11 protein-coding genes are annotated in these 13,056 nt (G+C 35.0%); 4 read left to right on the top strand and 7 right to left on the bottom strand.

The genetic code is table 11. The features are described 5' to 3' along the window. Nucleotides 1-99 precede the first annotated feature (99 nt). Nucleotides 100-603 (top strand): hypothetical protein, encoded by a 504-nt coding sequence (locus tag V4538_17470; protein MES2382841.1) that lies wholly within the window; start codon nucleotides 100-102, stop codon nucleotides 601-603. Between the two features lie 149 nt (nucleotides 604-752). Here the strand turns inward: V4538_17470 and V4538_17465 are convergent, their stop codons facing one another. Both V4538_17465 and V4538_17460 read right to left on the bottom strand, forming a co-directional pair. Further along, entirely contained in the window at nucleotides 753-2,399 is a 1,647-nt protein-coding gene (locus V4538_17465) for an NAD+ synthase (protein ID MES2382840.1), read from the bottom strand. 78 nt (nucleotides 2,400-2,477) lie between these two features. After that, complete coding sequence (locus V4538_17460) at nucleotides 2,478-3,227, bottom strand: outer membrane beta-barrel protein (GenBank protein MES2382839.1); 750 nt, start codon at nucleotides 3,225-3,227, stop codon at nucleotides 2,478-2,480. Nucleotides 3,228-3,239: 12 nt separating this feature from the next. Here V4538_17460 and V4538_17455 point away from each other — a divergent pair, with 12 nt between their 5' ends. After that, nucleotides 3,240-4,286, top strand: coding sequence for a hypothetical protein (locus V4538_17455; GenBank protein ID MES2382838.1), 1,047 nt, complete (start codon nucleotides 3,240-3,242; stop codon nucleotides 4,284-4,286). A 9-nt stretch (nucleotides 4,287-4,295) separates the two neighbouring features. Here V4538_17455 and V4538_17450 read toward each other — a convergent pair whose 3' ends face one another. After that, complete coding sequence (locus V4538_17450) at nucleotides 4,296-4,454, bottom strand: hypothetical protein (GenBank protein MES2382837.1); 159 nt, start codon at nucleotides 4,452-4,454, stop codon at nucleotides 4,296-4,298. A gap of 121 nt (nucleotides 4,455-4,575) precedes the next feature. On the opposite strand from V4538_17450, the gene V4538_17445 reads away from it, so the two are divergent. Both V4538_17445 and V4538_17440 read left to right on the top strand, forming a co-directional pair. Then, the gene (locus tag V4538_17445) at nucleotides 4,576-6,114 is read left to right on the top strand and encodes an acyl-CoA carboxylase subunit beta (protein ID MES2382836.1); all 1,539 of its coding nucleotides are present in this window, start codon (nucleotides 4,576-4,578) and stop codon (nucleotides 6,112-6,114) included. Between the two features lie 60 nt (nucleotides 6,115-6,174). After that, complete coding sequence (locus V4538_17440; GenBank protein MES2382835.1) at nucleotides 6,175-7,827, top strand: DUF4139 domain-containing protein; 1,653 nt, start codon at nucleotides 6,175-6,177, stop codon at nucleotides 7,825-7,827. A 3-nt stretch (nucleotides 7,828-7,830) separates the two neighbouring features. Here V4538_17440 and V4538_17435 read toward each other — a convergent pair whose 3' ends face one another. From V4538_17435 to murI, 4 genes are all read right to left on the bottom strand, one after another. Continuing rightward, nucleotides 7,831-8,955, bottom strand: coding sequence for an ABC transporter substrate-binding protein (locus tag V4538_17435; GenBank protein ID MES2382834.1), 1,125 nt, complete (start codon nucleotides 8,953-8,955; stop codon nucleotides 7,831-7,833). A gap of 75 nt (nucleotides 8,956-9,030) precedes the next feature. Then, complete coding sequence (locus V4538_17430) at nucleotides 9,031-10,908, bottom strand: ABC transporter transmembrane domain-containing protein (GenBank protein MES2382833.1); 1,878 nt, start codon at nucleotides 10,906-10,908, stop codon at nucleotides 9,031-9,033. A 22-nt stretch (nucleotides 10,909-10,930) separates the two neighbouring features. Further along, complete coding sequence (locus V4538_17425; GenBank protein MES2382832.1) at nucleotides 10,931-12,130, bottom strand: NAD(P)-dependent oxidoreductase; 1,200 nt, start codon at nucleotides 12,128-12,130, stop codon at nucleotides 10,931-10,933. A 46-nt stretch (nucleotides 12,131-12,176) separates the two neighbouring features. Next, nucleotides 12,177-13,001 carry a glutamate racemase gene (gene murI, locus V4538_17420; protein MES2382831.1) on the bottom strand — a complete coding sequence of 275 codons (825 nt, stop codon included), beginning with the start codon at nucleotides 12,999-13,001 and terminating at the stop codon, nucleotides 12,177-12,179. Between the last annotated feature and the right edge of the window lie 55 nt (nucleotides 13,002-13,056).

Genomic DNA, 13,056 nt, shown 5'->3' with positions numbered 1-13,056 from the left:
GCATGCAACGTCTTTTACAAAAATCAATTTATTCTTAATTAGTTGTTAATGTAGTGTTAAAGGTGAGCATGGTTATATTTTAAAATATATCTTGTCCTTATGAAACAACTTATAACTTATTCTTTTGCTTTAACAGCTTTAATTATTGTAGCATGTAGCACTGTAAAAAAAATAGCCACTCCTGTTACTTCCTCTACCCCTGTTACCACTGTTGTACCAACTCCCACAACACCTGCAACAACAGTTAAATCAAAAACTGGCGTTTTTGCTCCGGGTAATGAAGAATTAGCTGCTATACAAGTAAAGTACAGCGAAGTAACCATGAAAACTTTAACGGAAGGCCATGCATTGTATATAGGTGCATGTACTAATTGCCATGGTACAAAAAGTATCTATAACTATTCGGAACAATCTTGGGTAGGTCTTATAAACGATATGGCTCCACTGGCAAAATTAACAGCAACAGAAAAAGATGCTGTTTATAAATATGTGTTAGCTATTAAAGCTACGCAACCACAAGAAACTAAAATGGTTCCAAATAATTTTATTTTAAACCCTAATAGGATAGATACCTTGACGTGTAAAGGTAGTAAGGAGAAATAGTTGATTGATTAATATGTTAACAGGTAGAGACGTTGCATGCAACGTCTTTGCATTTCATATTTGATATCATTTGTCCGTGGTTGGTGTCCTCACCAACCTTTATGGAAAACAAAAAAGACGTTGCATGCAACGTCTCTACAGATAATTCATTATCCTAAATATTTTGCAACCAAAGGCATTCTGCGGCCGGGACCAAAGGCTTTGGCCGATACACGCAATACGGGTGGTGCTTGTAAGCGTTTCCACTCATTAGTATTTACCATTTTTAAAGTGCGTTTTACCAAGGCTTCTTCAAAACCCAAAGCGATAATTTCATCGGGCCCTTTTCGTTGTTCTATGTAATGAAACAATATGGCATCAAGCACTTCGTAATCGGGTAATGAATCACTGTCTTTTTGGTTAGGCCTTAACTCGGCACTGGGTGCTTTGCTTAATATATTAGCAGGTATTATTTCTTTCTGACTATTGATAAACTCACACAAACCATAGACTTCTGTTTTGTATAAATCGCCAATTACTGATAAGCCGCCACACATATCGCCATACAAAGTTCCGTAACCTACGGCTAGCTCACTTTTATTGCTGGTGTTAAGTAAAATATAACCAAACTTATTGGCCATAGCCATTAGTATAACTGCGCGGCTGCGGCTTTGCATATTTTCTTCAGCTATGGAAAATTCTGTGTTAGCAAACTGCTTGCTTAAACTTTGTTGCAGGGCTTCAAAAGTATTTTCAATTGAAATTAAATCACTTTGCACGCCTAAGTTTTTTACCAATTGTTGGGAATCACTTACTGAATGGTCGCTGCTGTATTGCGATGGTAACATAACGGCCAATACATTTTCAGCCCCCAATGCTTTGGCTGCTAAATACACGACCAAAGCCGAATCAACTCCACCTGATAAACCCAATATGGCTTTGGTAAATCCTTGTTTATGGAAATACTCTTTTATACCTAAAACTAAGGCTGATTCTATATTGGCATAATCAATACCTGTTGCAGGCAAAACATTGGCTATGGGTGTTTGTGTTTGTATATCATCTAAAACAATAGTACAATTATCTTCTGCAAAGTATTTTAACTGTTGTACTAACTCACCTTTGGCATTGAGTACACAGCTACCTCCGTCAAATATAAGTTGGGTTTGTGCGCCTATATGGTTTACATATACCAAAGGTAGTTTATACTTAATGGCATTGGTTTGTAATACTTCAAAACGTGTTTGTTTCTGGCTTTTGCTAAATGGTGAAGCGGCTATGTTTATAATACAATCCGGTGCTTGTTTTATTAGTTCATCCATCGGGCACTGAATGTACATGGGGTTACCATTTAAGTTCCATAAGTCTTCACAAATAGTAATGGCTAATTTTTTTCCTTTGTAATGTACTACTTCAAAATGTCTGTTGGGTTCAAAATACCTGTACTCATCAAACACATCATAATTGGGCAAAAGCGTTTTACTAATTGTTTGTGCTATTTTTCCTTCGTGTAAAAACAAAGCGGAGTTAAATAAATCTTTGCCTTGTGTTTCCGGATTGATAGTAGGTGAACCAACAATGGCTGCAATACCATTGGTACAATGTAGCGCTATTTCGCTAATGGCTTCGTTGTTGAGTTTAATAAAATCGTTAAACTCTAAAAAATCGCGGGGCGGATAACCACACATAGATAGCTCGGAGAATACGACCAAATCGGCTTGTTCTGCTTTGGCCTGTTGAATGGCCGCTATCATTTTATTTTTATTTGACTCAAAATTACCAATGTGGTAATTCAATTGTGCAATACTAATTTTCAATATATGTAAATATTAGTTTTTAACTAAAATCAATGGCTGAATAGTAAAGCCATTGTTGTTAAACTATCAACTTAACTGTTAAAATATAATACCAATGTTTAATGCCGTAAAACTATTGGTAGCATTCCATTTACTGGCATCCATGTAATCGTATAAACCACCATCGTAACGCAAGCCGGCATACATTTTGGTTTGCCCGAACAAATCATAAGTAGCACCTCCACCTATAATAAATGACGGACGCATAAAATTTATTTTGGTACTGTTTTCGCCACTGGTAGCGTCATCTCTTAATTTAAATTTATCTGCATTATCGGGATTGTCTACATCTACATCTTCCAACTTTAATACGCTTGAGTTTATATCGGCTTTACTGCGCAACAAAAAACCAAAGCCCATTCCAAACTCGCCAAATATGCGCCATTTGTTTTTAATGGGTGTAGTGCGCATTCTAAACAAAATAGGCACCTGCAAGTAACGCAAATTGTAGTTTATAGCCATATCGCTGGTATAAGCTCCTCCGCCTGTTATTTTTGCCGACTCCACATACATGGTTTCGCTAAACTTAACTTTAGAGGTCATGTTAATTACGTTTACTTCAGTAGCTATGGCATAACGATCATTAAACTTTTTAGCTACATGAAAACCAAAATTCCAATCTAAACTACTGCCGCCATCTTTTAAACTTTTGCTATCGGGCGATGAAAAACTTAATTGTGGTGCTATACGCAAACCAAACTCATAAGGTATATCATCATCGCTTTGTGCCATTAATGGCACTATCGAAATTATTGTAATAAATAAAGCTAAAATGTTTCTAATTCTCATATTTTTGTTGCCATGAAGGCGTTGCAATTTATTGATAGTTTTAGAAACTTAACTAAGATTTTTTATTTATTTGGTTTTTTGTGTTTGCTGAGCGCTTGTGGCAGCGATTCAACTATAAATGAAGCTGCTAAGGATGTAGAGAAAATTAAAATTATTCGTTTTGACAGTGATCTTTTAAAGGTTGATACAGCCCATATTGACCCTAACCATTTTAAAAATTTAGCCCAAAAATATGGCGACTTTTATTTTGGCTTTTGCGAAAACACTTTGGCTATAATGCCTCAAACCAATGATCCTTACTTTGCCAACAGCTTGGTTGGCTTTATTAGATATCCGGGTATTCAAATTATAAAGCAGGAAGTGGATAGTGTGTTTCCTAATTTAACGGATGTGGAAGATGGTATTTCGTTAGCCATGAGCAGGTATAAAGCGCAGTTCAAAAATGCCAAAATACCGCGCTTTATCAGCTATATTTCTGAGTTTGGTGAAGCACATAATGCGTATGACAGCATCATTGGTATTGGGTTAGATATGTATTTAGGCAGTAATTACCAGTTTTATCCGCAGGACTTTCCTGAATTTATGCGTGCTAAAATGCGCAGGGAGTATATTGTACCGAATACGTTAAAAGCCATTGCCATTGCTAATTTTGATACGCAGTTAAAGGATAAACGTTTTTTAGCTTATATGTTATTTGAAGCCAAAGTGCGCTATTTTACCAAACAGCTTTTACCTGAGCTGGACGATACTTTGGTGTTTGGTTATACTAAAAAACAAATGGATTGGTGTCAGGGAAGTGAGGCTCAAATTTGGAGTTATTTTGTTGACCAAAAATTATTGTATAACCAACAACCGAATGACTATATGCGTTATTTAAACGATGGGCCTTTTACCGCGGCTGTTGGTATTCCGCAGGAAAGTGCGCCTGCATTGGGGGTATTTTGTGGTTATAAAATATTGGAAAACTATGTAAGCAAAACCAATGCTTCGCTACAAGAAGTAATGGCGGAAACCAATTGGGACGAAATATTAAAGAAAAGTGCTTACCGTCCTAAGTAAAAGAAAAAATTATAACAAGTTTATTAGTTTCAATCCTTCTAAAGAGGAAGCATCGTTAGGTACAATCAGTAATAGAGTATTCTCCAATACCTGTTGAACCAATATAATACACCTTGAACTTACCATATTCCACATTTGTAATATAATATTGTTTCTAGGGCTGCTCATTGTTACCTGCAATAAAGCATATTATTTGAAAATTCATGAAAAAATGTGCGTTTCATGTTAAGTAAAATCACATGCGCATTTCAAGTAAATTGCTAATTTGCGCACTCGGTATTTACACAAAATGAATAAACGCACACAACTCATACAACTACGTGAACAATCGCTACTTGGTGGCGGAATTGATAGAATTGCATCACAACATAAAAAAGGAAAATTAACCGCAAGAGAACGCCTTCACTTTTTATTTGACGAAGGTACCTTTGAAGAAATAGGTGCTTTTGTAATGCACCGCTCTAAAGATTTCGGTATGGAAAACCAACAGTTTTTAGGTGATGGTGTAATAACAGGTTACGGTCATATCAATGGCCGATTGGTATATGCATTCTCCCAAGACTTTACCGTATTTGGAGGTTCATTATCAGAAACACACGCTGAAAAAATTTGTAAATTAATGGACTTAGCCATGAAAAATGGAGCTCCGTTAATTGGTTTAAATGATAGCGGTGGTGCACGTATTCAGGAAGGAGTAGTTTCCTTAGGCGGTTATGCCGATATATTTTACAGAAACACAATGGCTAGTGGCGTAATACCACAAATATCAGCCATTATGGGGCCATGCGCAGGTGGAGCAGTTTATAGCCCGGCTATTACCGATTTTATTATGATGGTGGAAAATACCAGTTACATGTTTGTAACAGGCCCTAACGTAGTAAAAACCGTTACACATGAGGAAGTATCAAGTGAAGATTTAGGGGGAGCCTCAGTACATTCTACCAAAAGTGGTGTAGCCCATTTTACAGCTGCTAATGAAATTGATTGTATCAACCAATTAAAAAAATTAATCAGCTACATTCCGGAAAACTGCGAAGAAAAAACACCCGATTTCATTTACGAAGCAACTGATGAAACCAGAACTGCTTTAGCCAATATTATACCGGAAAATGCCAACCAGCCATACGATATAAGAGACGTTATCAACGAAACAATAGACGAAGAAAGCTTTTATGAAGTACACAAAAATTTTGCTGAAAATATAGTAGTTGGTTTTGCTCGTTTAGCGGGAAGAAGTATTGGTATTGTAGCCAACCAGCCAGCTTATCTGGCAGGTGTATTAGATATACATTCATCGCAAAAAGCAGCCCGTTTTGTGCGCTTCTGCGATAGCTTTAACATACCTTTATTAGTATTTGAAGATGTACCCGGATTTTTACCAGGAACCGATCAGGAATGGAATGCCATTATTACCAATGGAGCCAAACTATTATATGCCTTTTGCGAAGCAACCGTTCCAAGAGTTACCGTAATTACGCGTAAAGCATATGGTGGTGCATACGATGTAATGAACTCCAAACACATAGGTGCTGATATGAATTTTGCATGGCCAACAGCCGAAATAGCGGTAATGGGAGCAAAAGGTGCTGCAGAAATTATATTTAAAAAAGACATTGATAAAGCAGCTAATCCAGCTCAGGCACTTGTTGAAAAAGAAAAAGAGTATGCCGATTTATTTGCCAATCCGTACCGTGCAGCCGAACGTGGATTTATTGATGAGGTAATACTTCCTGAAGAAACAAGAAGTAAACTGATAAAAGCATTTAAAATGTTAGAAAATAAAGTAGTAAACCTTCCTAGAAAAAAACATGGAAACATTCCTTTGTAATGTTTAGTACTAAATTTTAAAACGCAACAATAAAACACCCATTCAATCGTTTACCCCTTTATGCAAAAACATAAATCCATACTTGTAACTATTACACTTTTTTTTACCTTAAGTTTATCGGCACAAACGGGAAGTGTTCAAGACGATTTTATTACTACCAATAAAAAAAGTACAGAAAAAAAAGTACATAGCACCATTACACATGTTACCGTCTTCAGTGGACAAGCACAGGTAACACGCATAGCTAAAGTAAATGTAGAAGCAGGTGTTTACAATATTATTTTCGACAAGCTTTCACCCTATATCAATATAAACAGTTTAGAAGTAAAAAGCGATGCCGGTTTTACATTGCTATCGGTAAGCAGTAGGAACAATGCACAAAATAAAACCGAAAAGCCAACCGATATAATTGAATTAGAAGACTCACTCAACAATATCAATGCCGCTTTAGCCGATTTTAAAGCAGACAAAGAAACCATTGTGTTTCAAAAAGATTTAATGCTGGCAAATAAAAACGTAGGCAGTAATCAGGTAGGCGTTAAATCAGATGAGCTGGAAGACTTAATGGATTTGTATAAAAAGAAACTTGATGATTTTAAAACAAATTGGTTTAGACTAGGTGCATTAGAAAAAAAACACAATGAGTATAAACGTGCTGTGGAAATGCAGTTAAGCGAATACAACGAAGGAAAACTATCCCTGTCAAACGAAATTATTTTAACCATTAAAGCAGAAAACAATATAGAACAGGCACCTATTGTTTTAACCTATTTAGTGGGCAATGTAAGCTGGTCACCCTTTTACGATATACGTGTAAAAGACAATAAGAGTAAAGTACAGTTTTATTTAAAAGCCAATATTAACCAAGCTACAGGCGAAGACTGGAATAATGTACAGTTAAAACTAACCACCGCCAATCCAGCTTTAGGCGGTATAAAACCGGAATTACAAACCAACTGGTTAGGTTTTAAAAATATATATCCTAGAAAGCAATTGAAAGAAGTTGTAATAAGCAAAACAGAAAGCTACGACATGATAGTAGATAAAGACGAACCAACTCAAGGTACCTATAAAGCAAAATTCTATAATCAAAACATCACACAAAATATGTTTAATACCGAATTTGAAACCAATATAGCTTATAACATTCCAAGCGATAACCAAAACCACCAGGTTGATTTATCAAATTTTGCACAAGAGGCTATATACGGATATTCAGTAGTACCTAAATTAAACAAAGATGTTTTTGTAACAGCACAGGTGTTAGCCAACGATTTAATTAACCAAATCAGTGGCGAAGCCAATGTATATTACGATGGCACATTTACAGGTAAAACCTTTATCAGCCCAACGGCTAACGATACTTTGTTACTTACCTTAGGAAAAGATAAACGTATTCAAGTAGAAAGAACCAAGTTAAAAGATTTTAGTTCAAAATCATTCTTCGGTTCAACAAAAAAAGAAGAAACTACCTATGAAATAAAGGTAAAAAACACATTGAAAGACAAAGTTATTCTAACAGTTGAAGACCAAATACCCGTTTCAAACAGCAGTGAAATAGAAGTAAAATTACTAGAGTACAATGGCGCTACCTATGATGCAGCCAGCGGCAAACTTACTTGGAAACTGGAATTAAATGCCGATGAAAGCAAAACAGTTAAATTTAGCTTAGAAGTAAAATATCCAAAAGATAAACAGCTTACTTCTTACTAAAACTTAATCTACTTTTTGCAATCCATCCTGACTTACTTTAAGAATATTTAAATATCCATTTTGTAAACCCTGCGTCTCCGTTTTTTCCTTATATAAAAATTGATTAGACATCAATGGTATAGCAGCCACCTTATGAGCCTTTTTTAAATTTCCATTCGTTTGCTTGTACACATACATGCTATAAAAAAACTGGTCATATCCTACAATAGCATATTCACTGGGCTCCGTTTCGTAATAAATACGGTATGTTTCAATAAATTTCTTGGCCAACTCTTTTGAATAGTCAACGTAAAAAGGAGTTACAATATGCATATTGCAATTTTCCCAAAGCGCTAAATCAATCGACTTAAAATCCAACATCTTTCTTAAACCATAAGTACTTATTTTATAATCAACAGTAGTATCATTCAAAGTATTTAAAACTGCATTTATTTGGCTTTCATCATCACAAGCAAATAAAATAGTGTTGGGTTTATCTACACTAAAAAGTTTATCCAATTCCGCTTTTTTAGTAAGCTCAAGCGTTTTTACTTTTATACCGGCTCCCGGTTTTGAAAGTTCCTTAAATCTGTTTGCCAAAGCTTTGTCAGCTGCATCCTTTCCTGTTAAAACAATCAAATTTCCTGTTCCAATCAGGTTTGTTAAATGCGCATATACATAATCAGCATAAAAACTTAAATCAGGGTAAGCTGATATAGATTTAGGATTATTAATTTTTGTTTTTGTAAATGTAAATAGAGGAGATAATTGATAAGCATTTTTCTTGTTGTTGTAATTCTGCATCATCAATTGGCCTTCCTTTACTACAGGCCCAATTATAAAATGAGCATTCTGTACTTCCTCTTTATTTAAAATTTTAAGGAATTTTACCGAATCACGCTCCGTATCAAATACAGTAATTTCAATATCGTAACCGGCCTTGCGTAAAGTATCACAAGCTATTAACATTCCCTGGTAATACTCTCTGCAGGCATTAGCCAATTCAGCATTTTTATTATTGGGAGAATGAATGAGTTGCTTACCACAGAAAGGCATAATTAAAGCAACCCTGATTACCGTATCACTTTGCGCAAATACATTAATGGCAAAGCACAATAAAATAAGTAGTACATTAACTTTTCTTCTCATGTACTGCAAATAAAGCTATTATAACTATATTTTGATAGGCTATTTTTAAGAAAAAGGACTTACCTAGTGAATGCGTTAAAATGAATCAATTTGCAATTCAACTAATTTCCTATAAACACCCTTTTCATTTTTTATTAAATCATCGTGCGTGCCTTGTTCTGCTACAACACCTTTATCAATAAGCAGTATTTTATCAGCCTTACGTATAGTTGATAAACGATGTGCAATCACAAAAGTAGTTCTGTCACGCATCAAATTATCCAACGCTTCCTGTACCAAACTTTCACTCTCACTATCCAATGCACTCGTAGCCTCATCCAAAATTAAAATAGCCGGGTTCTTTAAAATAGCTCTGGCAATAGCAATACGTTGGCGTTGTCCACCCGAAAGTTTAATACCTCTTTCCCCTACTATAGTTTGCATTTTGTCAGGAAATGCCATAATAAAGTCTAATGCATTTGCTTTTTTAGCAGCCTCTATTACTTCCGCTTCATTGGCTAAAGGATTACCATAAGCAATGTTTTCATACAGCGTCCCGCCAAACAACATTACATCTTGAGGCACATATGCTAACTGTTTGCGCAATTGACTCAATGGAATTTCATTTACATTCTTTCCATCATAAAATATATTGCCTTCAGTAGCCTTATAAAACTGCAATAACAAAGAAGCTATAGTTGATTTACCTGCTCCACTTGGGCCAACCAAAGCAATTTGCTGACCAATATTAGCAACTAAATTAATATTGTTCAATACAGTAACATCCAATCTGCTTGGGTAAGCAAAAGCTACATTTTTAAATTCAACAGCACCTTCCAACTTATACTTAGTATCAACAGCCGTTTCAACAATAGCCACATCCTCCCCTTTTTCACGCATTAATTCCCTTACCCTTTGCGTAGCACCCAATGTTTTTTGTAGTTGGCTGAACATATCAGCAAAACCTGCAAATGTTCCTCCAACAAAACCGGAAATAATAACAAACATGGTCAAATCTCCAATCGTTAAATCCCCTGTTTTTATCATATTAGCACCAATCCACATCACAAAAGCAATCGCACCAAAAACACTGAATATCATAAACGATACAAACGCTCCCCTATATCGTGCATTAGAAATAGCCGTATCAACCACACCAAAAATACTTTTCGTATAACGTTTTATTTCATTAGCCTCACTACTAAAAGCTTTAACTATAGCTATACCTTGAAAAGTTTCATTTACAATGGTTCCACTTTCCGCCAACTGGTCTTGGGCTTTTCTCGACATTTTTCTAATGCGTAAACCAAATACAACTGCTAATACAGCTATAACAGGTACCACTGCCAACATAGCAAAAGCCAACTTAGACGATATAATAAAGATAACAGATAGCCCAACTACCAAAGTAAATAAGCCACGTAAAAATTCAGCCAGTGTCAAAGAAATAGCATCCTGTATTTGCGATAAGTCAGACGATATTCTACTGCTTAATTCCCCCACACGTTGTTCAGTATAAAAGCTCATTGGCATGGTAAGTAATTTAGTATATAAATCCTTACGCATATCAGCCAACGATTTTTCACCTACTTCAGTAAACAAATAAATTCTCATAAAAGAGAAAACCGTTTGCAAGGTCAGTTGTACAAATATCAATACCAAAATAGTATTCAAACCCAATTGAACCGATTTCAAATCAAAACCTATTGATTGTTGAATTGGATTATTACCACTAGGCAACTCATTAGATAAACCGGGAGAAGCAGCATCAATCATTTTTCCTAACAAAATAGGAAATGCCAATGTCGATATAGCAGATAAAGCTATAAATACCAAGCCCCAAATAAACTTAAATCGATAAGGACGTAAGTATGAAAATAAAGCCAATGCTTCCGATAAAGTTTCTTTGTTAATTGGAGCTTTCCCTACCTCAATTTGTTTTTCGTTATTATTAAATCCTCCGCGTTTCGCCATTATCTATATTATAAGCTTTAATTTAAGCTACGTAATCTTTTAGGTAACTATATTTTTCAGTTAAACTACCATTCTTTGCTATAGTAGCATGTGCTATTATTTTATCCTTATCCTCAATTAGCAAATTTGGCAATACATGTCTTAACAATTGTTCTCCAAATTCAGTCGAAGCATCTACAGGCAATTCACAAGGTAAATTACCCACCGCTTGTACATCAATAGAATTGGGTAAAAAAGCTTCTACTTCCTTTTCTAAAAATGCATTGTAACCATAAAAAGGATTTTCAATAGTAGTACTTTTAACAGTTGAGGGTAAAGGCCCTGGAATATCACAAGTAATATCACTGATTACCTTAATTCTGAAATTACTGCTTTTCATCTCTTCATGCGAAAAGAAAGTAGGAATATCCTGTTTCCAAAAAATTCCATTTAACATAATATCCGCTTTTTGATAATAAGGTTGAAAAGCACTGATGTAATCTTCAGGGTGTTTATAAAAATCAGCTTTATCCCACCTCTTCCCGTCTTTTCTTACATAATAGTCTTCACTTCTTAAATGAACATAAACAGGTTCATTATAATTATTATCAACAAACTCTTCCTGACTAACCTGATGAATTTTCAGTTTACGCAACAACTCCAAACAACCATGAGCCACTCTACCATCTCCACATAAAACAATTTTCATCGGAGGTAATATCAGATCATTATACTGTTTAATCATATCAGCTAAATCAATACACTCATTAGCTGCTTTCAAATTATAAAATCCATATTTCTTGCCCCACATTAAAAAGGCATAGTGAGTACCCACTAATCCGGCAAAGCGGCCAAAACCAATAATTCTGTTGCCAGCCTCCCACACCAGAGTTTCATAATCAATAAGCGTAATATTATTTCTTAAAATATGGCGAAGTAAATTTCTATTATGAGCCTGTTTCTTGATAGTATGCGAAAAAAACAAATACGTTTTATTGGCCAGTAATTCCTTTATAGGAACTTCTTTTACTCCTAAAAGAATATCACATTCCGATAAATCCTCTTTAACTTCAATTCCGGCATTTATATAAGCTTCATCCTTAAAACATCTAGCTGAAGATGGCTGTACAATTATCTTTACTTCGGGGAAATTTTGCATTACCTCTACACATTGCTGAGGTGTTAAAGGTGTTCTTAAATCTGCGGGTTGCTTACCTTCTCTTATAATTCCAATTACATTCATGCGGTTACAAATGTAATCATATTGCTATAGTAGCAACAAAAAGTATTTATGATAAATGTAAATACTCACTCAATACCTTTTTGCCATAAAATATCTTTGCATTAGCATCAAATAGTTCAGTAGAATCCGTTGTATAAAAAGTACTTTTACCATTTTTATTACACACTTGCTCTATTTCTGTATGCCTTTGTAAATAGTCAGCTAAACTATCAGCTACAATCTTACCTTGGCTCAATACCTTAATATTCTTTGGTAATAGCGATTCTATTTTTTGCTGAATCAACGGATAATGAGTACAACCTAATAATATAGTATCAATATCATTCGACTGCTTCAATAATTCATTTAAATATTTCTGTATGAAATAATTCGCCCCATCATTATCAAACTCATTATTCTCAATAAGTGGAACCCAAATTGGGCAGGCCTGTTGGTATACATTTGCCTCAGGATAAAAATGACCAATCTCAATAGCATAAGAATTAGAATTCACAGTACCACTCGTAGCCAATATTCCAATACTATTCGATTCAGTATAATTACCTATTATTTCCGTTGTTGGTCTAATTACACCAAGTACCCTTTTTCCATTATTAAGCACTGGTAAGTTCCGTTGTTGTATATTTCTCAATGCCTTAGCCGAGGCAGTATTACAAGCAAGTACAACTAAATTACAGCCCTTATTAAATAAATTTTCAACACATTGCCAGGTATATTCATATACAGTTTCAAAACTTCTATTGCCATAAGGAGCCCTGGCATTATCGCCTAAATAAATATAATCATACTGAGGTAATCTATTTTGAATTTCCTTCAAAACAGTCAATCCACCATACCCGGAATCAAATACACCAATTGGTCCTATATCCATACAACAAACATAGTTAATTACTTAAAAAGTTTAAAAAATAAAAAAGGCTGTCTTT

It is taken from the genome of Bacteroidota bacterium, assembly GCA_040388375.1.
Taxonomy (GTDB): domain Bacteria; phylum Bacteroidota; class Bacteroidia; order UKL13-3; family UKL13-3; genus JAAFJM01.
The sequence above is the reverse complement of the archived record's forward strand: the minus strand, read 5'-3'. Positions and strand labels throughout refer to the sequence as shown.

Bases quoted from the DNA above. Each gene is read 5' to 3' on its own strand.
- V4538_17435 (MES2382834.1), bottom strand. From the start codon at position 8,955: ATGAGAAGAAAAGTTAATGTACTACTTATTTTATTGTGCTTTGCCATT.
- V4538_17425 (MES2382832.1), bottom strand. From the start codon at position 12,130: ATGAATGTAATTGGAATTATAAGAGAAGGTAAGCAACCCGCAGATTTA.
- V4538_17430 (MES2382833.1), bottom strand. From the start codon at position 10,908: ATGGCGAAACGCGGAGGATTTAATAATAACGAAAAACAAATTGAGGTA.
- V4538_17450 (MES2382837.1), bottom strand. From the start codon at position 4,454: ATGAGCAGCCCTAGAAACAATATTATATTACAAATGTGGAATATGGTA.
- murI (MES2382831.1), bottom strand. From the start codon at position 13,001: ATGGATATAGGACCAATTGGTGTATTTGATTCCGGGTATGGTGGATTG.
- V4538_17445 (MES2382836.1), top strand. From the start codon at position 4,576: ATGAATAAACGCACACAACTCATACAACTACGTGAACAATCGCTACTT.
- V4538_17440 (MES2382835.1), top strand. From the start codon at position 6,175: ATGCAAAAACATAAATCCATACTTGTAACTATTACACTTTTTTTTACC.
- V4538_17455 (MES2382838.1), top strand. From the start codon at position 3,240: ATGAAGGCGTTGCAATTTATTGATAGTTTTAGAAACTTAACTAAGATT.
- V4538_17460 (MES2382839.1), bottom strand. From the start codon at position 3,227: ATGAGAATTAGAAACATTTTAGCTTTATTTATTACAATAATTTCGATA.
- V4538_17470 (MES2382841.1), top strand. From the start codon at position 100: ATGAAACAACTTATAACTTATTCTTTTGCTTTAACAGCTTTAATTATT.